The 24,159-nt window shown below is 34.4% G+C and carries 23 protein-coding genes and 1 riboswitch; of the genes, 7 read left to right on the top strand and 16 right to left on the bottom strand.

Features of this window, described 5'->3' with window-relative positions; all coding sequences use genetic code 11:
* Window positions 1–18: 18 nt before the first annotated feature.
* From PYW44_RS12390 to PYW44_RS12345, 10 genes are all read right to left on the bottom strand, one after another.
* The gene (locus PYW44_RS12390; RefSeq protein ID WP_002511986.1) at window positions 19–234 is read right to left on the bottom strand and encodes a hypothetical protein; all 216 of its coding nucleotides are present in this window, start codon (window positions 232–234) and stop codon (window positions 19–21) included.
* 365 nt (window positions 235–599) lie between these two features.
* On the bottom strand, window positions 600–1,217 hold the full coding sequence (locus tag PYW44_RS12385; protein WP_021339636.1) for an NDxxF motif lipoprotein: 618 nt from the start codon (window positions 1,215–1,217) through the stop codon (window positions 600–602).
* Window positions 1,218–1,564: 347 nt separating this feature from the next.
* Window positions 1,565–3,088, bottom strand: a complete 1,524-nt coding sequence (ahpF, locus tag PYW44_RS12380; RefSeq protein WP_002511987.1) for an alkyl hydroperoxide reductase subunit F — start codon at window positions 3,086–3,088, stop codon at window positions 1,565–1,567.
* Between the two features lie 16 nt (window positions 3,089–3,104).
* Window positions 3,105–3,674, bottom strand: a complete 570-nt coding sequence (gene ahpC, locus PYW44_RS12375; protein ID WP_002506062.1) for an alkyl hydroperoxide reductase subunit C — start codon at window positions 3,672–3,674, stop codon at window positions 3,105–3,107.
* A gap of 381 nt (window positions 3,675–4,055) precedes the next feature.
* Complete coding sequence (locus PYW44_RS12370; protein WP_021339637.1) at window positions 4,056–4,763, bottom strand: ABC transporter permease; 708 nt, start codon at window positions 4,761–4,763, stop codon at window positions 4,056–4,058.
* Between the two features lies 1 nt (window position 4,764).
* The gene (locus tag PYW44_RS12365; protein WP_021339638.1) at window positions 4,765–5,613 is read right to left on the bottom strand and encodes an ABC transporter ATP-binding protein; all 849 of its coding nucleotides are present in this window, start codon (window positions 5,611–5,613) and stop codon (window positions 4,765–4,767) included.
* 95 nt (window positions 5,614–5,708) lie between these two features.
* Window positions 5,709–6,641: a LytTR family transcriptional regulator DNA-binding domain-containing protein gene (locus PYW44_RS12360; protein WP_002511990.1), complete on the bottom strand. Its 933-nt coding sequence runs from the start codon at window positions 6,639–6,641 to the stop codon at window positions 5,709–5,711.
* A 152-nt stretch (window positions 6,642–6,793) separates the two neighbouring features.
* Window positions 6,794–7,147 carry a helix-turn-helix domain-containing protein gene (locus PYW44_RS12355; RefSeq protein WP_021339639.1) on the bottom strand — a complete coding sequence of 118 codons (354 nt, stop codon included), beginning with the start codon at window positions 7,145–7,147 and terminating at the stop codon, window positions 6,794–6,796.
* A 417-nt stretch (window positions 7,148–7,564) separates the two neighbouring features.
* The gene (locus tag PYW44_RS12350) at window positions 7,565–9,556 is read right to left on the bottom strand and encodes a catalase (RefSeq protein WP_021339640.1); all 1,992 of its coding nucleotides are present in this window, start codon (window positions 9,554–9,556) and stop codon (window positions 7,565–7,567) included.
* Between the two features lie 356 nt (window positions 9,557–9,912).
* Window positions 9,913–10,692 carry a 2-keto-4-pentenoate hydratase gene (locus tag PYW44_RS12345; RefSeq protein ID WP_021339642.1) on the bottom strand — a complete coding sequence of 260 codons (780 nt, stop codon included), beginning with the start codon at window positions 10,690–10,692 and terminating at the stop codon, window positions 9,913–9,915.
* Between the two features lie 166 nt (window positions 10,693–10,858).
* Here PYW44_RS12345 and nfsA point away from each other — a divergent pair, with 166 nt between their 5' ends.
* On the top strand, window positions 10,859–11,614 hold the full coding sequence (nfsA, locus tag PYW44_RS12340) for an oxygen-insensitive NADPH nitroreductase (protein WP_021339643.1): 756 nt from the start codon (window positions 10,859–10,861) through the stop codon (window positions 11,612–11,614).
* Window positions 11,615–11,689: 75 nt separating this feature from the next.
* Window positions 11,690–12,265, top strand: a complete 576-nt coding sequence (locus PYW44_RS12335; RefSeq protein WP_031266072.1) for a hypothetical protein — start codon at window positions 11,690–11,692, stop codon at window positions 12,263–12,265.
* Window positions 12,266–12,385: 120 nt separating this feature from the next.
* On the opposite strand, the gene PYW44_RS12330 is transcribed toward PYW44_RS12335, so the two are convergent.
* The 4 genes from PYW44_RS12330 to PYW44_RS12315 all read right to left on the bottom strand — a co-directional run bounded on the left by PYW44_RS12330 (window position 12,386) and on the right by PYW44_RS12315 (window position 16,549).
* Window positions 12,386–13,765, bottom strand: coding sequence for an L-cystine transporter (locus tag PYW44_RS12330; protein WP_002511994.1), 1,380 nt, complete (start codon window positions 13,763–13,765; stop codon window positions 12,386–12,388).
* Between the two features lie 278 nt (window positions 13,766–14,043).
* Window positions 14,044–15,099 (bottom strand): hypothetical protein, encoded by a 1,056-nt coding sequence (locus PYW44_RS12325; protein WP_021339646.1) that lies wholly within the window; start codon window positions 15,097–15,099, stop codon window positions 14,044–14,046.
* Window positions 15,100–15,224: 125 nt separating this feature from the next.
* On the bottom strand, window positions 15,225–15,887 hold the full coding sequence (locus PYW44_RS12320; protein WP_021339647.1) for a hypothetical protein: 663 nt from the start codon (window positions 15,885–15,887) through the stop codon (window positions 15,225–15,227).
* Between the two features lie 248 nt (window positions 15,888–16,135).
* On the bottom strand, window positions 16,136–16,549 hold the full coding sequence (locus PYW44_RS12315; RefSeq protein ID WP_002506050.1) for a general stress protein: 414 nt from the start codon (window positions 16,547–16,549) through the stop codon (window positions 16,136–16,138).
* A gap of 227 nt (window positions 16,550–16,776) precedes the next feature.
* A riboswitch (purine riboswitch) is annotated at window positions 16,777–16,879 on the top strand.
* A gap of 248 nt (window positions 16,880–17,127) precedes the next feature.
* Here PYW44_RS12315 and xpt point away from each other — a divergent pair.
* The 5 genes from xpt (at window position 17,128) to PYW44_RS12290 (ending at window position 22,731) form a co-directional block, all read left to right on the top strand.
* A complete protein-coding gene (gene xpt, locus PYW44_RS12310) occupies window positions 17,128–17,709 on the top strand; it encodes a xanthine phosphoribosyltransferase (protein WP_002506048.1) in 582 nt (193 codons plus the stop codon).
* A complete protein-coding gene (pbuX, locus tag PYW44_RS12305) occupies window positions 17,706–18,974 on the top strand; it encodes a xanthine permease PbuX (RefSeq protein ID WP_002506047.1) in 1,269 nt (422 codons plus the stop codon). Before xpt ends, pbuX begins: the two co-directional genes overlap by 4 nt.
* Window positions 18,975–19,009: 35 nt before the next feature.
* Window positions 19,010–20,476, top strand: a complete 1,467-nt coding sequence (guaB, locus tag PYW44_RS12300; protein WP_002506046.1) for an IMP dehydrogenase — start codon at window positions 19,010–19,012, stop codon at window positions 20,474–20,476.
* A 21-nt stretch (window positions 20,477–20,497) separates the two neighbouring features.
* A complete protein-coding gene (gene guaA / locus PYW44_RS12295) occupies window positions 20,498–22,039 on the top strand; it encodes a glutamine-hydrolyzing GMP synthase (protein ID WP_021339649.1) in 1,542 nt (513 codons plus the stop codon).
* Window positions 22,040–22,170: 131 nt separating this feature from the next.
* Window positions 22,171–22,731, top strand: a complete 561-nt coding sequence (locus PYW44_RS12290; protein ID WP_236593596.1) for a DMT family transporter — start codon at window positions 22,171–22,173, stop codon at window positions 22,729–22,731.
* Window positions 22,732–22,900: 169 nt separating this feature from the next.
* Here the strand turns inward: PYW44_RS12290 and PYW44_RS12285 are convergent, their stop codons facing one another.
* Both PYW44_RS12285 and PYW44_RS12280 read right to left on the bottom strand, forming a co-directional pair.
* Window positions 22,901–23,629, bottom strand: a complete 729-nt coding sequence (locus PYW44_RS12285) for a halocin C8 precursor-like protein (protein ID WP_046465651.1) — start codon at window positions 23,627–23,629, stop codon at window positions 22,901–22,903.
* Between the two features lie 242 nt (window positions 23,630–23,871).
* Entirely contained in the window at window positions 23,872–24,012 is a 141-nt protein-coding gene (locus PYW44_RS12280) for a hypothetical protein (RefSeq protein WP_021339652.1), read from the bottom strand.
* Window positions 24,013–24,159: the final 147 nt, after the last annotated feature.

Below are 24,159 nucleotides of genomic sequence, written 5' to 3'. Positions count from 1 at the left end.
GACATTGTCGGTTCAGGTTTAATATTTTTTAGCTGCTGTCAAGCTATCATGAAATCCTTGGAATAATGTATTGATATTGTCTAAAAAGCTTCCGACAATAACAGCCAGTATGACGTAAGTTACACTTAGCGCGATTGTTCTAAAAGAAACGACGCCATATTTTTCTTTCTTCTCAAAGAGATTAAAAGCTATGAAAATAGCAGCCATGGCACCTATTAAAATAGTTAATATCATAACAGTGTGGCCTCCTTAAAATTATTAATGAGTGGCTGTGCTTCTAATAACGTATTTCTTAACTTGTATATATCTTAACAAATTAAGCTTTGAGAAAAACAGGATAATCATATTAAAAAACCTTACAATCATGTAAGGTTTTTTACGAGAATAAGTCAGAGTATATAAATGGTTGAGTAAAAAATAGTCTTAACGCCTTTGCCACCACGGAAAGGTGACATGTCATCATTTTGTAACCTTAGCTAATATTATGAAACATAAATGAAAAGTATGGCGCTAAAACAACAATCTTTTGACACAAATGCAGCTGGAATAGAAATCTTGTTAGAAACATTAGATTTCGTTGTCTCACTCCCATTTGTCATCTATTTATCTACTGCGTCACTTTCAATTCCTTTGTCATCAAGGAATTTCTTAATTGATTTTTGCTTTTTATGATTAACATTTCCGGCAACTTTAGCAGGAACGTCAACAACGTTGAGGTTGTTGTCAGGTTGGTAATCTATTTCTTCAATTTCTTTATCAACGTTTTTAATTGTACTGTTTAAGGATGTAAAGTAAGCGATAATTTCATCTAGATTATCTTTATAACCGCTCGGCATGTTGTTATCTTCTACGAAGTCTTTAAAGTGAAGATCATTTTTAATTGCATTATTCGATAAATTTGATAAACGTTTTTCTTGCGCATCAGTGATTTTTGTATCTGTACCTATTTGTTTATCTAACTTATATTGCATGAGGTATTTATTATCAATAATAAGTGAGTTAACATCTAAATATTTTTTAATCGCTTTATTCATTTCATCTTCACTAATATCTTCACCCTTTTTATCTGAATGGAAGATATCTTTCTCAGCTAATTTGCTCACGTTTTTAGGGGCATTGCGTTCATTATGTTCCTCATCTTCTGAATTACCATTTGAACATGCTGCGAGTATGACAGCTAGCACCAAAACTAACGATAAAAGTATACTTTTCTTCATAAATAATATTGCTCCTTTAATAATAAGTCATTCTATTTTAACAGTCCCATTGTATGTTTACATATGTTCTTAGAAAATTATAACTTAAGCGTATCATGTAGTGCTATCTATTTGTATGATGAATTAAATAATAAACGCACAATCTATTGAACAAATTAATAATAAAAGAGGATAGTTGCCATATAAATTTAAAAATTCATTAGATTTTCATTTTAAAATGTTAGCTAATATGAATAATTAATTACATAGATACAAGAATAAGAACGCAAAGGTAATACTCATATTCAGGGAAAAGGGCATAAAAAAATAGAACCACAAAAGGGTTCTATTTAATCTAGAGCTTGAGATTAATGTCTGATAATATAATCAAAAGCGTTTAATGCTGCATTTGCACCAGCACCCATAGAAATAATAATTTGTTTGTTGCGATCGTCTGTAACATCACCAGCTGCAAAAATACCAGGGATGCTTGTAGCATTCTTACGATCAATTACAATTTCTTTAGCTTGGTTTAATTCAACATAATTATCAAGCCATTCAGTGTTTGGTAATAAACCAATTTGAACAAAAATACCTTCGAGTTCTAAAGTATGGTCTTCGCCAAGTGATTTATCTTGATATTTAATACCAGTTACTGCACTGTCACCTAAAACTTCTGTTGTTTGAGCATTTTTTATTATAGTTACGTTTGGTAAAGAAGCCAAACGTTCTTGTAATACGTTGTCTGCTTTCAGCGTAGCGTTACGTTCAAGTAACGTTACGTGTTTAACGATACCTGCAAGATCGATTGCAGCTTCGACTCCAGAATTACCGCCGCCTACAACAGCAACATTTTTATTTTCAAATAATGGGCCATCACAATGCGGGCAGAATGCAACGCCTTTATTGATTAATTCTTCTTCGCCAGGCACTTCTAGCTTGCGCCATCGTGCACCTGTTGAAATAATAACAGTTTTACTTGTTAATTGTGCGCCATTATCTAAAGTGACAATGATACCATCGTCTGTTTTTTCAATATCGCTGGCACGAATACCAGTCATTACATCGATATTGTATTGTTTAATATGATCTTCGAGTGCTGAAGTAAATTTAGGTCCATCTGTTTCTTTAACAGTGACAAAGTTTTCGATAGTAGCGGTATCGTTGACCTGACCACCGATGCGATCTGCAACAATACCTGTACGTAAACCTTTACGTGCAGTATAAATTGCTGCACTACCACTTGCAGGTCCGCCTCCGACAATTAATACATCATATGGATCTTTGTCATTAAATTCAGCTGGATCTGCTTGACTGCCTAAGTTTGCTAATATATCTTGAACTGTCATACGTCCATTACCAAATTCTTCTCCATCTAGGAAAATTGCAGGAACGGCCATAATGTCTTCAGACTCTTCTCTAAAGATAGATCCATCTACCATAGAATGTGTGATATTTGGATTTACCAAACTCATTAAGTTTAAAGCTTGAACAACGTCGGGACATTTTTGACAAGTTAGACTAATAAAAGTCTCGAAATGTAACGGACGGTCTAAAGCTTTGATTTGATCTATAACTGCTTGTTCTTCTTTTGGTGCACGACCGCTTACTTGTAACAAAGCGAGAACAAGAGAGTTGAACTCATGACCCATTGGTAAACCAGCGAATGTAATACCTGTTTCTTCACCAGGTCTATTAACAGAAAAGCTTGGTGTACGTTTAAGGTCAACTTCTTCTATAGTAATGCGAGATGACATCTCTGCTACTTCGTCTAACAATTCTTTTAATTCTTTAGACTTTTCATCTGTACCAAAACTTGCACTTAGTACAACGTCACCTTCCATTAATTGAAGTAATTGTTGTAATTGTGATTTTAGCTGATCATTAAGCATTTAAATCAATGCCTCCTTAGATTTTACCTACTAAGTCAAGACCAGGTTGTAATGTTTCTGAACCTTCTTCCCATTTAGCTGGGCAAACTTCGCCTGGGTGTTGACGTACATATTGTGCTGCTTTGATTTTGTGTACCAATGTACTTGCGTCACGACCGATACCGTCAGCATTCACTTCAGCTGCTTGTACAATACCGTCAGGGTCTACGATGAAAGTACCACGCTGAGCTAAACCTAAATCTTCGTCTAATACGTCAAAGCTACGAGTGATTGTTTGAGAAGGGTCACCAATCATAGTGTATTGGATTTTGTTAATTGCTTCTGAATGGTCATGCCAAGCTTTGTGTACGAAGTGCGTATCAGTTGATACTGAATACACGTTTACGCCTAATTCTTGTAATTTATCATATTGTCCTTGTAAATCTTCTAATTCAGTTGGACATACGAATGAGAAGTCTGCTGGATAGAAGCAAACAACACTCCATGAACCTTTTAAGTTTTCATCTGAAACTTCGAAAAATTCATCTTGCTTTGGATCATAAGCATTAGCTGTGAATGGTAAAATTTCTTTGTTAATTAAAGACATAAAAAAACATCCTCCTGATTTATTAACTAATTTTGATTAGAATATTAGTTAAGTAGATTATTATAGTTTGTTAATTGTAATAATTCTAATCTTTCACTTACTATTATTGCACGCTCATATATTCTAGTCAACGATGAAAGGTTATATACAAAAGTGTAAAATAACGCTCTATGTGTGCTTTTGAACCATTAGTGGTAAGTGAAAATATGCATAAAAAAGAGAGCGTTTACATAATTGATATAATCTTTCTAGATATTAAATAGCCTTTCAATTCTCAACTAAACATATGAAAATGAGAAGAAAGGCTTATTATTTATTAAAATGGCTTGAAAACATGAATTACACAGCTTTTTAGAGTGTTTTTTACAATTTTGTGAACGACTAACGTTTACGGAATTTATACTTATAAGTAATGAACAAGGAAACCATAATAAGAATAAACCAAATCACAAGATATAGTAGATTCAAGCTAGCGTTATTGATTTCTAATTCTAAAATTAAGCCAAAAGGTAATATTTCTAGTACTTTGTCGAAAAAGCCTAATTTTATAACACCTTCTAAGGTATTAAATATTGGTGTCATACCAAAGAGAATGAAGGGCACCATCATTAATGTTGTGGCAGTACCAACAGTATTAGACAACAAACCAAAGACTAAACCAAGTACAAGGTAAAAGCATAGCATGACTGCAAGGCCTAAATAAGTTTGGAAATCGAAATTCACGTTACTGTTCACAATCATTAAGCTTATAATAGTCGTAATAATAGTGATTATAAACGTGATAATGACTTTAGATAACAATATTTCAATATTAGATGCTGGCGACTCTACTAAGCCTTTCAATGTACCTTTTTCATTTTCCTCAGAGATCATTGTGATAAGCGGTGATGTGGCAACAAAAACAAATGCCATGTTAATTATGATGAACTGCATTACAGCCGGTGCGCTTTGAACTGCATTTGTAGTTGGAATGATACTGTAAAATATACTGATTAATATGATCATTAACGGCATGAAAATAATAGAAGGATTTCGTATAGATTCTTTAAAGTCTTTCTCTAACAGTGCTGATAAGCGTGTGATATTCATATTAAACAAGCTCCTTTCCAGTGATTTTCAAGAAAACATCGCCAAGCGTAGGTAAATCAGATGAAATGTATTTTAAATCATTTGCTTCGAGCATATCTGTAATATACTGTGCGGATTCGGTAGTCATGGGTAAGGTTTTTTCTCGATTATTATTATGAATGACTTTAATTGTATGATTTGCATGATTAAAACGAAAGTTCTCAGGTGTATCAAGTTCTTTGAGTACACCTGACTCTATAAAAGCCACGCGATCGCATAATGCGTTTGCTTCTTCCATATTATGCGTTGTTAAAAATATCGTTGTGCCACGGTGGTTTAGTGCTTTAAGTCCTTTATGCACGTGTTGAATTGTCATAGGGTCTAAAGATGCTGTTGGTTCATCTAAAAATAATAACTCAGGTTGATGTAAGATTGCTTTAGCAAGTAGTACACGTTGCTTCATACCAGCAGACAAGTTTTTAAATAATGATTTTTTATCCTGTGTTAGACCGACAAATTCTAAAGCTTCGTCAACTTTTTGTAATGGTAGTTGATTAAGTTTGGCAAATAACTTTAAGTTATCCCAAATGCTTTGGCGTTCATAAGCAGTGCTGTGATCTGTAAGGATACCAATTTTTGACATGAAGTTGCTTGCACCTATTTCAGAACCATTGTGTCCAAGTACATTTAGACTACCTTTAGACGGATCGTATGTGCCAGTTAACATTTTAATTGTTGTTGTCTTGCCAGAACCACTAGGTCCAAGGAAACCAAAAATTTCTCCTTTTTTTACAGTGAAATTCATATCTTTAATTGCTATTTTGTTTTTAAATGATTTTGTTACATGATTCATTTCAATTATGTGTTCCATTAAATTACCTCCTTTTGAATTAACTTCAGCATAGCGTGTTCACGCGGATCTGACGTTCAAAAGAAGGTGAAATGTAACGTATAAGTGTTGAATTGTTACTCATTAATATTGAAAAATCGTTCTATTTCTTTTGCTTTTTGCCTAGATAAAGGAATTAGTATTTCTTTAGTATTATTGAGTCGTATCGAATAGTTGTTTTTAGACCAAGAAATAATTTCACTAACTTTTTGTAAGTTTACGATATAAGAACGATGACATCGATAAAAACCGTAAGGAACAATAATTTTTTCAATAGATTGTAAAGTCGTATCATGGGTATATTGTTCATTACCTACATGTATAACAACTTTGCCATCTTGACCTTCTAAGTAATCAATGTCGATAGGATCTAAAAATAACGTTTTTTCATTGGTTTTAACTGTTAAACGTTTGATTTGTTGACGCTCTAATTGGTTGCTGTCGTTTATATCTTGCTGATGATTTGGTTCATATTGTGATATTTCTATAGGTTTAAATGTTTTTTCAGTAAGGCGATAACAATTGTTGCTGATAAGTAACGCTTCTTCTGTGTGATTTGTTAACGTAATAATCGAATTGTATTTGCTGAGTTCATTGAGTAAGTTGAGTACGGTGTGTTTTGTTTCAATAGAGACATTTTGTAAAGGTTCTTTAATAATAAATTTCGTTTCAGGTACAAGGAATAATTTTGCTAAATGGACGAGTTTAAGTTCAGAAGTTGTGAGCTTTTTAATTTTCTTGTGATTGAAGGAGAATAACTTACATTCATAAAGGACTGTATCTAAGGATAATTTTGAATCGTACCACTTACACCAAAATTTAATGATTTCTTTTACTGATAGTCGCTCTGGTAGTGGTGCTTTAAGCGTGTATGTCTTGAATCCGCTCGTATCTTGATTGAGTTCTATAATTGAATTTTGAAACTCATCTTCTGTGACAATAGTAGCTAAATCGTTTTGAAGTTCAACCAATCTATTATCTTTTACAAATAATTCTATATGTTTAACCATAAATAATACTCCTATAGTGTATTTATAAAACAGTATAACAAGCTATAGTAATAATGTGTGAGATTTTCATGAAAAAAGACCTATTTACAGTTTGAAATAGGTCTCGTATTTTTTAAAAGTATAAAGTTACTAAAGAAGGTGTTAGTACTTGATTACATGAATGATTGTATTATCCACCAAATCATTGCAGCAACAGGGAAGAACAACCACCAGTATCCTGCTAGGAATTCCCAACCATTCATAGGATGTTTCTCTTTATCATCTGAAACAGGTTGCTGATATGTTTCAATAATTGTATGTTTCAGTTGCTTGTCCCCTTTAATGAGTTCGTCTAATGAAATGTCGAACAGATCACTCATTTTAATTAACATATCAATGCTTGGATAGACTTTATTTAATTCCCATTTTGAAATACTTTGGCGTGAAATGTTAAGTATTTCAGCTAAATCATCCTGCGACCAATTTTTTTGCTCTCTTTGCTCTTTAATCTTTTTTCCAATTTCCATAACAACCACATCCTTTGTTTAAAGGTAATATATTACATGTTCAGCGTCACGAACCTAATGTTATTGTCTGCCGCAACGGCAGGTTGCAATCGCGTGCTTATCATCTTAAGCAGTTTTTAAAAAATTAAATATGTAACATGTTGAACTATGTTGAAATGTATTTGTGAATACCTCTTTAATGTAATAATACCCATTATCTTCCATTATAATAAAAAACTGCCTAAGTTATAACTTAGGCAGCTAGAGTGTTGGTACTTTTTTTGTGCACGCTTTCCGCGGGCACAGCCTCAGCCTGTAGTCTTCAGCTAGTGCTTTTCCCGCAGGAGTCGGCACAAATTACTGCTATTTTTTAAACAAAAATAATATAATATATTTAAATTAAACAGTGTTGGTGTTCAATGATTATTTGTGAATTTTTTATCTGTCCCAGTATCTTGCTCTATCAAAAGCTTGCACAATTGTATTAGGGTCATCCGATACGAAAACACCAGGTGCTGCTAGATTCAATTTGGCATCTGCTAAATTTGTCGCAGCTGTTTGGTTAACGATTAATGGTTTATTGTGTTTATAAGTGAGTTCTGCAAACTCCTCGACAGGTGGGAGTATATCGCTACCATCTGAAAGTACAATTAAGCTATCAAATAAAGTTGGATGAGCAGTATCAAATGTTTCAGTGATACCGTAGTCTTCTGAGATATCTTTAGGATGTTGTCCCACAAATGCGTAGTTCAATTTGTTTTCAGTGAACGTTTTAGCATATGATTTTAGCGTGTCAGCACTAATATCGCCATTTACTGCAACAGCTACAGAATGTCCAGCTAATGGGATACCGAATTTTTCCATTGTTAGTTTACTATCTTTTGCATCTGATTGGACTTCTTCATTTTCTGTGGGTACTTCCACACCTACATTTTTAGCTACACGTTCGGCTAATGTACGGTCAACTTTGTTCAATTGATTAACAGCATTTTGTTTAACCATAACCGATTTACACATACCGATTTCAAATGAAAAGCCATCTACTGTATGATCAAATTCAGGCTGAGTCAAACTGTTTAAATAAAGTTTGGCTTGGCTATAATAATCTTTGAAACTTTCACTGCGTTTTTGAATCTTGCGGCCTTCAACTTTTTCTTGGTAGTGCTCATAACCACCTTCTTCTTTCGGTGTTGTATGAGGATTATTATTATTCAATGCATTTTTATGATACGCAACTTGTCCCTTGTTTACACTTGTTTGATGCATGCCTTCTCTTTGGTTGTTGTGTACTTCATTTACAGGACGATTAATTGGAATTTGATTGAAGTTTGGACCGCCCAATCTCGTGATTTGTGTATCTGTATAGGAGAATAAACGTCCTTGTAATAATGGATCATTAGAAAAGTCTATACCTGGTACGATATGTCCTGGATGGAATGCGGCTTGCTCTGTTTCATCAAACACATTCGTAACATTTTGATTTAGTGTCATTTTACCAACTCTTTGTACTGGAACATCATCTTCAGGCCAAATCTTCGTAGGGTCTAAAATATCAAAATCAAAGTCAAATTCTTGTTCAGGACGAATAATTTGTAGGCCTAATTCCCACTCAGGATAATCGCCTTTTTCGATAGATTCATAAAGATCTTTACGATGAAAGTCGACGTCTTTACCATGTAGCATTTGTGCTTCATCCCATACGAGAGACTCTAGCCCTTGAAGTGGTTTCCAATGGAATTTAACAAAATAAGACTGTCCCTCGTTATTAACAAGGCGGAACGTATGCACACCGAAACCTTCGACTTGTCTAAAATCTTTAGGTATACCGCGATCACTCATAGCCCATACAGCGGTATGTGTAGATTCTGGGTTTTGAGCAAAGAAATCCCAAAATGTATCATGTGCTGTACCACCTTGAGGCATTTCGTTATGTGGTTCAGGTTTAACTGCGTGAATTAAATCTGGGAATTTGATTGCATCTTGTATGAAAAATACTGGTATATCGTTACCTACTAGGTCGAAAATACCTTCATCTGTATAAAATTTTGTCGCAAAGCCACGGACATCTCTAACTGTATCAGGAGAGCCTTTAGAACCTTGAACTGTGGAAAATCTAACAAATACGGGCGTTGTTTTCTCGGGGTGAGTTAAAAAGTCGGCTGAAGTATATTTCGATAAATCTTCATAAACTTGAAATTCGCCATGTGCACCAAAGCCACGGGCATGGACAACACGTTCTGGAATGCGTTCATGATCGAAGTGCATGATTTTTTCTCTGAAATGGAAATCTTCTAATAAGCTAGGACCACGTTCACCAACAGTTAACGTGTTTTCATCTTCACTTACTTTGACACCATTATTAGTCGTCATTGCTTTATCGTCATTGTTTTTTTCTACTTCATTTAATTGATCTTTCTTTTTGTTGCTCATTAAAATACCCCCTATCTTTACGTACATTTAATATTTTCCACGTTACGATAAAGAGAAACATATCTATGAGTTAAATGAATTATTTTAAATGATTTATAAATTATAGTATGTATAGGGGGAAGATTATATATGATTGATTATAGACAAGATTCCGAGATTGTTGGCAGTTGTGTACACGTTTTCCACGATTACAGGCTTAGACTGTGGTCTTCGGCTACTTACTTTTTCGTAGGAGTCGACCTAAGCACTATCATTTTTAAAGAAAAATACGAAAAAACAAATCAAATGCTGAAAAGCATTTGATTTGTCTATATTCTTTGGCACAGAAATAACCTGTGCTGTGAGCGAAAGAGGGACTAGTCTACAAATGTGACATCCACTTGTCCTACATCGCTATATTCGGCTTTATAAGATCCTAATTCTACAGGGATAGGGGATATAAACGTACCTGAAGAAATGATATGACCTTGGTGTAATTTTTTATCGTGCGTTGCGAGTTTTTGTGCAAGCCATTTAACAGACTCAACTGGGTTGCCAAGCACTTCTGTAGAATCACCTTCATGTTCTACTATGCCGTTATACGATAGTTTCATATGGATATTTGCAAAATCTTCATATGACAAAGGATCAATTGTTTCACCAACAACAATTAATCCTGTCGCAGTGTTGTCTGCTAGTAAATCACCTAAAGTGAAATTAGGGAACCAATTTTTGTAACGTGCATCGGGTATTTCAATACCTGGTGCAATTTTAACGCTAGATAGGACTTCTTCATTTGTTGGATTAGAAGATAAATCTTTCGTTAGAATAAACATAATTTCTGGTTCAATTAAAGGTGAAAATAGACTTGAAAGTGATACAGAGCCATTGCTTTCTACAATTTTAGAGGAAAGTATTGTGCCATAAGCTGGCTCATCAGTATTAGCGATACTTTGTGTTGCTGCACTCGTCATACTTACTTTATAGCCGACGATATTGGATTGATCAACGTCTTGAAGTTTATCGATAAGTAAATCTTGTGTTTGGTACGCTTCTCGTTCACTGATATTGTGTGTTTGACTAACAAAATTTATGGGTTCGTGCTGTTTAAAGGCTTCAAACAATGCATCTACGACAGTTGTATTGGCTTGTGTCATGAAATATTAGCACTCCTTTTTCAGAATATTGTTACTATTATACTAACCATAAACTTAATTACTTTCAAATCTTTTAAGAAAGGTGAAAAACGGGTAAACATAATATAAGCAATCAAAATATGCTTTTGGTAAGATATGGATATATTTCATAAAGAGGAGCGATAGCATGTCTGATCACGTGTACAACTTATTGAAAAAACACCATTCAGTAAGAAATTTTAAGAAAGAACCTATTCCAGAAGAGCATATTAAACAACTTGTTGAGGCAGGGCAAAGCGCTTCGACTTCTAGTTATTTACAAACTTATTCCATTATAGGTATAGAAGATCCTGAGATAAAAGAAGATTTAAAAGAAGTATCTGGACAGCCTTATGTCGTAGAAAATGGCTATTTGTTTGTTTTTGTAATGGATTATTATAGACACTCAATAGTGAATGAAGATTCCAAGCATCAAATGGAGACATCATTTGAATCTGCGGAAGGCTTGCTCGTTGGTACAATAGATGCAACGTTAGTAGCACAAAATATCGCTGCTACAGCAGAGGATATGGGATATGGAATTGTTTATCTAGGCTCATTAAGAAATGATGTTGAACGAGTTAAAGAAGTATTAGACCTACCTGAGCATACTTTCCCTCTATTCGGTATGGCACTTGGCATACCTAAAGATGAGGAAGATGGTAGCCCGAAACCACGTTTACCGTTTGAACATGTTTTTCATCGTGATAGATATAATAGCGATAAGGACGAGCAAAAAGAAGAATTACAAAGATATGATCAAACCGTAAGTGATTATTATAAATCGCGTACAAACGGTGAACGTAGTGAAACATGGTCTAATCAAATCGCGAATTTTATGAGCGCAAAACAAAGATTGGATATGTTAGATCAATTGAATAGAGCAGGTTTTATTAGAAAATAATAGGATAACAAGATAGCTAAAGTGTTTCATTTTCAAAAACTCATTACATTAAGGAAGGGGTTGGTTAAGTTGAGCATGTTTAATAGATTTTTTAGAAAAAAAACAGATGAGACTGATGGACGTGACATAAATAATCAATATATTTATTCATCTGAGAACAAACTAACCCCGGAAGAAGCGCAAAAGTATTGGGCGAAAATGGCACAAAAAGTGCTTGTCACTGCAATCAATTCAGTAGATCATACAGCTGAGCGCATATTTATTTTAATAACCTTTGATGAGAAAGATTCAACAATCGATTTGTTTTTTCAAATGGATGGCCAACTCAGAATGTGGAATGACTTGGATAACGAAACACATAAAAAGGTTATTTCAGGTAGTATCGTTTCTCAAGCACCGAATTTAGTGAAACAGGTGAATTGTTTATACGATAGCGTAGACAAAGTTAGGTTAGCATATGCTCAAATTCAATATGAATTTGAAAGTAAAGCGTGGTATTTACATGATGTTACGCAAGAAAGCGTTGAGGCATATTTGGAAAAAGAACCTGCTTTTTTAAAATGGTTTGATGATGTATCGAAAGAAATTGATGCGATTCCGCTAGACGGTAAAGAAAGAATCACTTGGGGACCATTTAAACCAGAATACTAGATAAAATAAAAACCTTCCTAAACGACGTGAAATGACACGGTTTGGGAAGGTTTTTAACATTTTTAATTTTAGTTATAGTTAGAACAATTAATGAGCAGTATTGTTCTTGTTAAAGGCTGATTAGCCAGTAATTTCACCATATTCTTCTGCATTATATGCGTCTTTATCTAAGTTGTCTGTCAGTTTAGCTGTACCTGTACCTGCAAGTAAAGAGTCATTGACGTTCAATGCAGTACGACCCATATCAATTAATGGCTCTACAGAAATTAACACACCAGCAAGTGCAACAGGTAAGTTCAGTGTAGACAATACGATGATTGAAGCAAACGTTGCGCCGCCACCAACACCAGCTACACCAAATGAACTAATAATGACAACACCGATAACTGCCAATATAAATTGTAAGTTAACTTCCACACCGGCAGCAGGTGCTACCATGACAGCTAGCATAGCTGGATAAATACCCGCACAACCATTCTGTCCGATAGATAAACCAAATGAGGCAGAGAAATTAGCGATGCCATCTGGTACACCTAAACGATTTTTTTGAGTTTGTACGTTAAGTGGTAATGAGCCTGCACTTGAACGAGACGTAAAGGCAAATAGTAGTACTTCACCTGTTTTCTTAACGAAAGTAACAGGGTTTAAACCTAATCCTGTAACAATAATTAAGTGAATGATATACATTACGATAAGTGCTGCATAAGATGCGAGCACAAATTTACCTAATGTCCATATAGCACCAAAGTCACTTGTTGCAATCGTTGATGTCATAATTGCTAAAATACCATAAGGTGTTAAGCGTAATACGAACGTTACAATGGCCATTACTAGGTTGTACAATGCATCGATACCACGTTTTAAGATATTTCCGCTTTCAGGTTGTTTGCGCATTACACGTAAAAATGCAAAACCAATAAATGCAGCAAATATAACAACTGCAATAGTAGAAGTTGTACGTTGACCTGTGAAATCTAAGAATGGATTACTTGGTAGTAACTCTAAGATTTGCTGTGGCAATGTATTGGCAGTCATGCCTTTAGCCTGACTTGCAAGTTCATTACCTCTTGAGCTTTCAGCACTTCCTAAATCGATAGAAGAAGCATCTAAACCAAAAATTAGGGCAGATACAATACCGACAATAGCTGCGATAGCTACTGTACCGATTAAGAACATGAAAATATAAATGCCGATTTTAGCAAATTTTTCTCCAATTTGAATTTTAGTGAAAGCTGAAACGATTGAAATAAAGATTAAGGGCATTACTATCATTTGTAATAATGCGATATAGCCATCACCGACAATACTAAACCAATCTGTTGTTTGTTTAGTAATCGTAGAATCCACACCATAAATTAGATGAATGAAAATACCATAAATGATACCTACGCCTAAAGCACTAAAAACACGTTTTGGAAATGACACGTGTCGTTTAGCCATTACATATAATCCGATGAGGAAGGCCACAAAAATGACGATGTTAAGAATTGTTAATAACATAAAGCAGGACCTACACTTTCATAATTTAATATTTTTAATTACGATAAGCATACTAAGGATATTAGAAAAGTTGATAATATTCAAGTCTATTTTGCAAGAAAATTTAAAAATAAAAATGACTTTATATTCTGACAATAGTGAAATGCGTTGAGGCACTGCTATGAAGGCGTTTTTATCGGTGGAGCAAGGGGTGAGGAGAGAAGATTGATATACTGGATAATTATATAAAAAAACCATCCCTTGATTGTTGGGGATGGTTTAAATAAATTAGCGTTTCTTTATAGGTTGAATAAACGAGCAAAAAATCCTTTGCGTTCATCTTTTGGTTCTTCTTTAGCAAGTGGTGATTCATAAGCGTGTGTTTGCTCTGAAGCTGTTTCTTGCTCACTAGATGATGCTATGTCAGTAGCATGATCATTGTCTGGTGTTTTTTGGATTGAGTCATCTTTAGCTTTATCAACGGAAGTTGTATCTTTTTCTTCTGTTGAAGCTGTAGCACGCGCTGTATCAGTTTCTTTAGCTGTCTCGCTTGTAGAAGAAGTTGAAGCAGCAGTAGCTGAAGCAACTTTGCTATCATCAGTTGTTGGTTTAGCTACAGTAGATGGTTGAGCACCAACTTGCGTAATCTCACTATCTTCAACTTGAGCTGGGTTTGAAGTGTTTTCAGTACTTACTTTACTGTCTTTAGCTGGATGTGTAGTAGCAGCTGAAGTTTGTTCAGTAGTATTATCAGTCAACTTATCTCCCTTACTAGCAGTTGTACCGGTAGAAGCAGTGATATTGTCTGTCTCAACATTAGATTTCACAAGTTCTGATTGTTCTTTTTGAGAATCTTGAATCACACTTTGAGTTGTCTTAATTTCATCCGTTGATGTTTGGATAGCCTTTAATGATTCAGTGTTAGCATCTAATTTTGATGTGATTTGATTTTGCATTTCATGTAATTCATGCTGCTGTTGGTGTACTTGGTTAATCATTTGCCCGAGCATTTGACGTTCGTCACGCATTTTTTGGATTTCAGAGCGTAAGTCATCCACAAGTTTAGATACGTTTTGATCAGTAGGTAGATTACTGTCATTGTCTTTAACAAGCACTTGTAGGAAGTCTTTTTCTTTTTCTAATTCCTCGAAAGCTAAATCATAACTATTGGTTTGTTTAACTTTTTCGGCAATTTCTTGGAAAAGCTCAATATCCTCTTCTTTGAAATCTGTAGCTTCACGGCCACGGTATTCGGTTTTGCTAAGTTGGTACCCGCGTTCTTCTAAATGTTGAACGATTTTACGGACTTGTTTTTCACTTAGCTCTACACGTAGTGCAAATTCTTTAGTTAACATAGTAATAAGTCCTTTCATATAAGTGATTTATGTATACGGACGTTTGTCTTCGGTTAGTGAAACGTCAGTCTTACCTCTATGTTAGTCTAAACTGTTTTAACAGTGATTTCAAGTAGTGCCTGCTATCATTTGCGCAAATCCATTTCTGTAAGTAAAGGATAAATAACACTTCTAGATATTCTGTTAGCAAATACATACTTTAATATATAATTCGATTTAATACTTGGACCATAAATATCTTTAGTTAATTCGATATTAGCTTTAATAAATAAATCCATAGGTCGTCCTTCAGAAAAACTTTTCAGACTGGGTGCTAAATAATCGATATCATATTGTCTTTCGAAACCATTTTCGAATAAAAACTGACGTCTGTTATCCATAATAGTTATCTCATCTTCAGACACTTCTTCAGGTTCTTTTGGCACTTCCAACATGATGAAGTTAACATCATGAGCATGTAGTTGATTAGATAATTTATTAATTTCTTTTTCCATACGCTTCAGTGTTAAATTGATTAATTCATCATGGTTAGGTTGATCAAGGGCTATTAAATATATTAAAAAAGCTGAGTTCGTCGTTGCTTCATAGTGAGCAGTAGCTAAACTCACTGGTTTTTCTGACTCGATGCCTACTAAAAATAAATAATCATCTTTAGTACGCTCATTTTTTAACGATTGTTTAAATATTTGTTCGTCCTCTGTTAATCCGATATCAAACTTTTCGTCATATATCTTTAAAGCTGATTTGAACAATGGATCATCAATTGATGTTACGGCTTTAAATTCCATAGACACCCCCCCCCAAAATTATTGCGTTCATTATAACATAATAGTTATATTTGTAATTTATTAACGCATGATTCAAATCTTGTTAATAATTATTATGTAATAGAAAAAGAGCGGGACAGAAATCAAATTTTGATTTCGTATTCCCGCCCCCCACTAGGATAACTAAATATCTAGTGAACTACTATGCAGTTTCTAAATTAAAAATACAATTATGTTTCAGACTCAAAATTATTGTAATAAGTGTATCTCTACGATTTTGGCCCATTTGATTCTTCGGCATAATGATGCCCTACAACTGATTCACTTTCATAAGCAGCATTTGTTTTTTCTACTTCTTCATGTGAAGAAGTATCTCTCGCAGCTACGATAATGTATTTATCGTTCAGTATTTCCTTTTTATAATGTTCTTTTTCATCATCTGTAATATCGTAGTGAGATAAGACAACTTCTTCACCGTCTTCACCAGTCATAATCTTAGCGATTTTATCACTAAATGATCCGCTTGTTGCTATTAAACTCACTTCGGAATTATGTAATTCATCAATATGGAGTTTTGTTCTAGATAAAACGGATAACTCTGATTCATCATATCCTTCAGAAACTTTTTCTTTAACTTTTTGTAATAATTCTTCTTCATTTTGTACAATTGTAAAATCTGTCATGTAAAATCCCTCCAGCCATTGTTTTAATGATTATTAAGTATTTACCCAGTTCACATATAGATAAAACGAATACAACTTTATTATATAACGGAAAGACAACTCTGACAAACATCATTTTCTCGCTATAGAAAACGTTTATATTTTCGAGAAAAAAGTAATAAAAAGGTCGTCATAAAGCGCTTACTTGTAATATGAGTATTGAAAATAAAGCTAAAATTTGCTATCATCAGTTAATAATTTATCTAACTCATATAATCTAAAGGATAAGGCTTTAGAAGTTTCTACCATGTCGCCATTAACGATATGACTATGGGTAACCAATACAATACATAAGTAATTCGAATTCATATGTTTTAAATCGTAGGAAGACATACACGTTTTAGAACACTTATCGCTACTGTTGTCACAAATCTAACCTTTTTACATGTAATTTGGGAAATGAATGTGAAACAACCAATTTGGGCAACATTAGTTAAAAGTTGAAGAAGGGCTTCTTCTCGTATTGCAAGTTCACTCATAGATCCTGAAACTAAGTTAGTTTAGGACTTTTTTTGTACACAAAATGAGGAGGTTTTCGAGTGGATTTGTTGAAACAGAAAGTAGAAGCAGATGGTGTCGTTATTGATGAGAAGATTTTGAAAGTGGACGGATTTTTAAATCATCAAATCGATGCAAGGTTAATGTACGATGTAGGACAAACGTTTTATGAGCAGTTTAAGGACGAAGGTATTACTAAGATATTAACAATAGAGGCTTCAGGTATTGCACCAGCTATCATGGCTGCAATGCACTTTGATGTACCGTGTCTATTTGCGAAAAAAGCAGTGCCGAGTACATTAAAGAAAGATGTATATCAAGCAGATATCCATTCATTCACAAAAAACACGACAAGTACGGTCATTGTTTCAAATGAGTTTTTAGGTGAGCATGATCGCGTATTAATTATAGATGACTTTTTAGCGAACGGCGATGCATCACTTGGTTTAAACGAAATTGTAGAAAAAGCGCACGCGACTACGGTCGGTGTTGGCATTGTAGTAGAGAAAAGCTTCCAACCCGGTAGAGAGCGATTAGAACAAGCGGGTCTTACGGTTTCATCACTATGTAAAGTTGCTTCTTTAAGTGGAAACAAAGTAACGTTTCTAGGGGACGAAGCATGAAGACCTTTTTCTTAAGTTTACAACATTTATTAGCAATGTATGCAGGAGCCATCTTAGTTCCTATTATTGTTGGAACAAGTTTAGACTTCTCTCCAGAAGAGATTGCATTCTTAGTTACAGTAGATATTTTTATGTGTGGTGTGGCTACATTTTTACAAGTTTGGAAAGGTACTGGTACAGGATTACCTATTGTATTGGGGTGTACATTCACTGCAGTTGCACCAATGATTTTGATTGGTCAGACAAAAGGTATTGGTGACTTATATGGTTCACTATTTTTATCAGGTATCCTAGTTGTTGTTATTGCACCATTCTTTTCGCATTTAGTGAAGTTATTCCCACCTGTTGTAACAGGTAGTGTAGTTACGATAATAGGGATTAACCTTATGCCAGTTGCAATGAATTATTTAGCTGGTGGAGAAGACGCAAAAGATTATGGTGATGCTACGAATATTATGCTTGGTGCAGCGACGTTAATTATTATTTTGATCGTTCAACGATTTACATCAGGTTTTCTAAAATCTATTGCTATTTTAATAGGATTGGTTGCAGGGACGATTTTAGCTTCGATATTTGGTATTGTAGATGTGAAGCAAGTTGGAACAGCGCATTGGTTTGCGTTACCGCAGCCATTTAGGTTTTCAACTTTCAGCTTTGACTTAGGTGCGACGCTTGTATTTTTCATCGTTGCATTAGTCAGCTTGATAGAATCAACAGGTGTGTATCATGCATTAAGTGAGATTACAGGTAAGAAACTAGAACGTAAAGATTTCCGTAAAGGCTATACTGCAGAAGGCATTGCGATTATATTAGGGTCAATTTTTAACGCCTTCCCATATACAGCATATTCGCAAAATGTTGGGTTAGTATCGTTATCAGGTGCTAAAAAGAACAATGTGATATATGGCATGGTGATATTATTGATCATTTGCGGATGTATTCCTAAATTAGGTGCATTGGCGAATATGATCCCACTTCCAGTATTAGGTGGTGCCATGATAGCTATGTTTGGCATGGTTATGGCATATGGTGTTAGTATATTAGGTAATATTAATTTTAAGAATCAAAACAATTTGTTAGTAATTGCTGTATCAGTTGGGCTAGGAACGGGTATAAGTGCAGTACCTCAAGCATTTGAAGCATTGGGTGAGCAGTTTGCATGGTTAACTCAAAATGGTATTGTACTTGGCGCGATTTCAGCAATTATTTTGAATTTCTTTTTTAATGGAATAAAGAGTCAACAAAATACGGAAGTTATGAAATAATAACTATAAAACAAATAATAGGAGGCTATACCAGTATGTGGGAAAATAAGTTTGAAAAAGAATCTTTAACTTTTGACGATGTGTTGTTGTTACCAGCAGAATCAGATGTTTTACCGAAAGAAGTAGATTTAAGTGTTCAATTATCAGAAGGCATTAAATTGAATATTCCTGTGATTTCAGCGGGTATGGACACAGTAACTGAATCGAAAATGGCGATTTCAATGGCGAGACAAGGCGGACTTGGCGTAATTCATAAAAACATGAACATTGAAGATCAAGCAGACGAAGTTCAAAAAGTAAAACGCTCTGAAAATGGTGTTATTTCAAATCCATTTTTCTTAACACCTGAAGAAAGTGTTTTTGAAGCGGAAGCATTGATGGGTAAATATCGTATCTCAGGCGTACCAATTGTTAATAGTAAAGAAGATAGACAATTTGTAGGTATTATTACAAACCGTGATTTACGTTTTATTGAAGATTTTTCAATTAAAATTTCTGATGTGATGACTAAAGATGGACTAGTTACAGCACCTGTTGGCACAACATTAGATGAAGCTGAAAAATTATTACAAAAACATAAAATCGAAAAACTACCTCTAGTAAAAGAAGGACGTTTAGAAGGTTTAATCACAATTAAAGATATTGAAAAAGTACTTGAATTCCCATATTCAGCTAAAGATGCACACGGTAGATTATTAGTTGGTGCGGCAATTGGTATCGCTAAAGACACAGACATCCGTGCTAAAAAATTAGTTGAAGCTGGCGTAGATGCGTTAGTAATCGACACAGCACATGGCCATTCTAAAGGCGTGTTAGACCAAGTTGCGCATATTAAAGAGCAATTCCCACAAGTAACATTAATCGCTGGTAATGTAGCTACTACTGCAGGTACAAAAGCGTTATATGATGCAGGTGCAGATGTAGTTAAAGTAGGTATTGGTCCAGGTTCAATTTGTACAACACGTGTTGTAGCAGGTGTTGGTGTACCTCAAATTACAGCTATCTATGATTGTGCTACAGAAGCACGTAGACAAGGCAAATCAATTATTGCTGATGGCGGTATTAAATTCTCTGGTGACATCATCAAAGCATTAGCTGCTGGTGGACATGCGGTAATGTTAGGAAGCTTACTCGCTGGTACTGAAGAAAGTCCTGGCGCAACAGAAGTATTCCAAGGTAGACAATATAAAGTATACAGAGGTATGGGTTCATTAGGTGCTATGGAAAGTGGTTCCAATGACCGTTATTTCCAAGAGGACAAAACACCTAAGAAATTCGTTCCAGAAGGTATTGAAGGCCGTATTGCTTATAAAGGTTCATTACAAGATACAATTTATCAACTTATGGGCGGCGTAAGATCTGGTATGGGTTATACTGGTTCAAGAAACTTAGAAGCACTAAGAGAAGAAGCACAGTTTACACGTATGGGGCCTGCTGGACTAGCAGAAAGTCACCCACATGATGTTCAAATTACAAAAGAATCACCAAATTATTCATTCTAAGTCAAAGGAGATTTAAAAGTTATGGAAATGGCGAAAGAGCAAGAGCTCATACTTGTTTTAGACTTTGGTAGCCAATACAACCAATTAATTACGCGTCGTATTCGTGAAATGGGAGTGTACAGTGAATTACACGATCATGAAATGAGTATAGATGAAATTAAAAGTTTGAACCCTAAAGGTATTATCCTTTCTGGTGGACCAAATTCAGTTTACGAAGAAGATTCATTTACTATTGATCCAGAAATATATAATTTAGGTATTCCTATTTTAGGTATTTGCTATGGTATGCAACTTACAACTAAATTATTAGGTGGAAAAGTTGAGCGCGCTAATGAACGCGAATATGGTAAAGCAGTTATTAATGCTAAAACTGATGAATTATTCTTTGGTTTACCAGAAGAACAAAATGTTTGGATGAGTCATTCGGACAAAGTAATTGAAATTCCTGAAGGTTTTGAAGTTATTGCAGATAGCCCAAGTACAAGCTATGCAGCTATCGAAGATAAAGAGCGCCGTATCTATGGCGTACAATTCCACCCAGAAGTACGTCATACAGAATTCGGTAATGATTTATTACGTAACTTTGTACGTCGCGTCTGTGATTGTACAGGCCAATGGTCAATGGAAAACTTTATCGATATTGAAATTGAAAAAATCCGCAACCTCGTTGGCGATCGTAAAGTCCTTTCTGCAATGAGCGGTGGGGTAGATTCATCAGTAGTTTCAGTATTACTACACAAAGCAATCGGTGACCAATTAACATGTATCTTCGTAGACCATGGTCTTTTACGTAAAGGTGAAGGCGACATGGTAATGGAACAATTTGGTGAAGGTTTCAATATGAACATTATTCGTGTGGACGCACAAGAACGTTTCATGAGTAAACTAAAAGGTGTATCTGACCCAGAACAAAAACGTAAAATCATTGGTAATGAATTTATCTATGTATTTGATGACGAATCGTCTAAGCTAGAAGGCGTAGACTTCCTAGCTCAAGGTACATTGTATACGGATGTTATTGAATCAGGTACGAAAACTGCACAAACAATTAAATCACACCATAACGTTGGTGGATTACCAGAAGATATGGAATTCCAATTAATCGAACCAATCAATACATTGTTTAAAGACGAAGTACGGGAATTAGGTATCGAATTAGGAATTCCAGAACATTTAGTATGGAGACAACCATTCCCAGGTCCTGGACTTGGTATTCGTGTACTTGGAGAAATCACAGAAGATAAACTAGAAATTGTACGTGAGTCTGATGCGATTTTAAGACAAGTTGTACGTGAAGAAGGTCTTGAACGTGAGATTTGGCAATACTTCACGGTATTACCAGGCATCCAATCTGTAGGTGTTATGGGAGACTACCGCACGTATGATCACACAGTAGGTATTCGTGCTGTAACTTCTATTGATGGCATGACAAGTGACTTCGCACGCATTGACTGGGAAGTCTTACAAAAGATTTCAAGTCGTATTGTAAACGAAGTAGACCACGTTAACCGCGTCGTCTATGACATTACATCTAAGCCACCAAGCACAATCGAGTGGGAATAATATTGTAAAATGAAACACCCTCTTAGGCCATAGGCTTAAGGGGGTGTTTTTGTAATTTTCCGAGATAGATAATTTTAATAAACAGGGATGAAACAAAAATACTAGAAATGTTTATGTATATATATTTTAAATTGACGCCTATATTTATAAGTCTAGTATTTAAAAGTAAAATAGCTAACAGAATATATTTAGGTGGGGTTATAGGTTTAATAAGTGTGGTGGTAATTCTATTCCCAGACTTAAACCAACTTACAAGTGAGTTTATAATAGGCATAGTAATGGCTTTAATAGGTACTATAATCACATCTATTGGAGATGTATTATCTTTATACAATAATAATACTAATCCTGTTTTAGCAAATACTATAGGTATGTTATCGGCAGTTCTATTTTTAGTTATTTATACTGGGTTTAAAAGCTATTCATATACGTTGCCACAAGAGCCGAATTTTTGGTTCGGATTACTATACTTAGCTATATTATCTTCATTTTTAGCGTGGCTATTCTATTTAAAATTGATCAGTAATATTGGGGCCTCTGAAAGTGGGGATATGGTTGCGATGTTTCCAGCAATAGGAAGAGGCAGAAGTATCCTTATGGGAGAGACTCAAATCAGTTTAAACCTAATTGTGGGCATAGTTCTAGCTTGTCTTGGTGCATATTTAGCATTAAAGAAAAAAGAGATTGTCTGATTTAGATAATTCCAAAAGCAACAAAAGGGTGACTGTTATTAGAGTCGCCCTTTCAAAGGAAGAGTGTTTTAATTTATTTTTGATTTTTAAAATACATTAACGTTATGACTATAGAGTATACAAATAGGAATATTATGATAAACATCGCCATACTAAAACCTCATTTCGTTCAACTACAAATATAGTTTGTCGCGCCTATACAACCTAATGAAGTAATTAAGCCACATATTGTTGCTATACCGAAGCCACCCAAACCTGTGGTAATACCTAAAGCAACTGCCCAACAACCTCCAGCACCACCAGTTCCACAAAGTGATCCTACTGCCCATTCACACCAACCTCGTTCTTTGTGAGGTAAATTTTTATAAGAGTCAGCTTCAATTTCTTTCTTAGAAGAAACTTTGAAATTTTCATTATACAATTTACCGTCTTTGCCGAGATTAAAATTATAATATGGTTTGTTATTTAAAACTCCTTGTAAATTAACAAACTGGTTACCATTATGTTTTACAAATTTTGTGTACATTGAGTGGGCATAGAAAACTTTTCCGTTGGCTTCATTATATTTCAGTTCAACCATCGCTAAGTTATTATTTTGTTTAGCAAGGTTTTTACCAAAGATATAATTGATAGAGTACACATTTGTGTTCTCGCCTTTGTTTAGGTGAACGATTACATTTTCATCATTTATAGAGTCAATAGAAGTTGAAGTGGCATACTCTTTATACTCTTTGGAAGTTTTAATTATATTAATTATTTTTTTCTTAGTTTTAGTGCTGACATTACTTTTAGGCTTATGGACTCCTTCGCTGGCTGCGTGTGCTTGTTGAAAAAATGGAATAATGCTAAAAGAAATTACTAATACTAGCGATAAAAATGAAAATAAAAATTTTCTCAAAATAATTAACTACTTTACGCTCTTCCTTCATTATATTATATCATGAAATTATCATAGAAATTATTTATTGTATCATTTTTTTATATAAATTATTTGACTTCATATTGTTCATTTTTTACAATGTGTGACTATTAGTAAGTGGCAACAAAGATTTAAAAAATTCATTGCATTCTAGTTTTATAAACAGTCTTCTTGTATTAATCATAGTACCCGATTTGTCTTCATCAACGAAAATACCATCATTAATCATTCTTATTCTCAAATCCACAAAATATACATACAAGAAAGGCAACAAATACTGATGGTACAAATAATGATACTACTAAAAGTGGTGTAGACATAAGTAAATAGTTATAATCATATTTATATTTACCAAAATTCATACATATCTTCCATTCCGTTTATTCTGCTTGTTTCGTCTTTTACAATTTATGTAGGCATTAATATCTAACGTTAGCAATGATGTGAAAAATATTAATGCGATTATAGATGTAACTATATAAGCTGTATTATCTTTAGTTATTATGGTG

Origin of the sequence: Staphylococcus equorum (genome assembly GCF_029024965.1) — a bacterium.
GTDB lineage: Bacteria > Bacillota > Bacilli > Staphylococcales > Staphylococcaceae > Staphylococcus > Staphylococcus equorum.
The sequence above is the reverse complement of the archived record's forward strand: the minus strand, read 5'-3'. Positions and strand labels throughout refer to the sequence as shown.

Coding starts and splice junctions, on each gene's coding strand:
- PYW44_RS12325 (WP_021339646.1), bottom strand. CDS start 15,099: ATGTTAACTAAAGAATTTGCACTACGTGTAGAGCTAAGTGAAAAACAA.
- PYW44_RS12370 (WP_021339637.1), bottom strand. CDS start 4,763: ATGAATATCACACGCTTATCAGCACTGTTAGAGAAAGACTTTAAAGAA.
- PYW44_RS12390 (WP_002511986.1), bottom strand. CDS start 234: ATGATATTAACTATTTTAATAGGTGCCATGGCTGCTATTTTCATAGCT.
- nfsA (WP_021339643.1), top strand. CDS start 10,859: ATGTCTGATCACGTGTACAACTTATTGAAAAAACACCATTCAGTAAGA.
- pbuX (WP_002506047.1), top strand. CDS start 17,706: ATGAAGACCTTTTTCTTAAGTTTACAACATTTATTAGCAATGTATGCA.
- PYW44_RS12320 (WP_021339647.1), bottom strand. CDS start 15,887: ATGGAATTTAAAGCCGTAACATCAATTGATGATCCATTGTTCAAATCA.
- PYW44_RS12365 (WP_021339638.1), bottom strand. CDS start 5,613: ATGGAACACATAATTGAAATGAATCATGTAACAAAATCATTTAAAAAC.
- PYW44_RS12385 (WP_021339636.1), bottom strand. CDS start 1,217: ATGAAGAAAAGTATACTTTTATCGTTAGTTTTGGTGCTAGCTGTCATA.
- PYW44_RS12330 (WP_002511994.1), bottom strand. CDS start 13,765: ATGTTATTAACAATTCTTAACATCGTCATTTTTGTGGCCTTCCTCATC.
- PYW44_RS12280 (WP_021339652.1), bottom strand. CDS start 24,012: ATGAATTTTGGTAAATATAAATATGATTATAACTATTTACTTATGTCT.
- PYW44_RS12345 (WP_021339642.1), bottom strand. CDS start 10,692: ATGACACAAGCCAATACAACTGTCGTAGATGCATTGTTTGAAGCCTTT.
- PYW44_RS12315 (WP_002506050.1), bottom strand. CDS start 16,549: ATGACAGATTTTACAATTGTACAAAATGAAGAAGAATTATTACAAAAA.
- ahpC (WP_002506062.1), bottom strand. CDS start 3,674: ATGTCTTTAATTAACAAAGAAATTTTACCATTCACAGCTAATGCTTAT.
- ahpF (WP_002511987.1), bottom strand. CDS start 3,088: ATGCTTAATGATCAGCTAAAATCACAATTACAACAATTACTTCAATTA.
- PYW44_RS12350 (WP_021339640.1), bottom strand. CDS start 9,556: ATGAGCAACAAAAAGAAAGATCAATTAAATGAAGTAGAAAAAAACAAT.
- PYW44_RS12355 (WP_021339639.1), bottom strand. CDS start 7,147: ATGGAAATTGGAAAAAAGATTAAAGAGCAAAGAGAGCAAAAAAATTGG.
- PYW44_RS12360 (WP_002511990.1), bottom strand. CDS start 6,641: ATGGTTAAACATATAGAATTATTTGTAAAAGATAATAGATTGGTTGAA.
- guaA (WP_021339649.1), top strand. CDS start 20,498: ATGGAAATGGCGAAAGAGCAAGAGCTCATACTTGTTTTAGACTTTGGT.
- guaB (WP_002506046.1), top strand. CDS start 19,010: ATGTGGGAAAATAAGTTTGAAAAAGAATCTTTAACTTTTGACGATGTG.
- PYW44_RS12335 (WP_031266072.1), top strand. CDS start 11,690: ATGTTTAATAGATTTTTTAGAAAAAAAACAGATGAGACTGATGGACGT.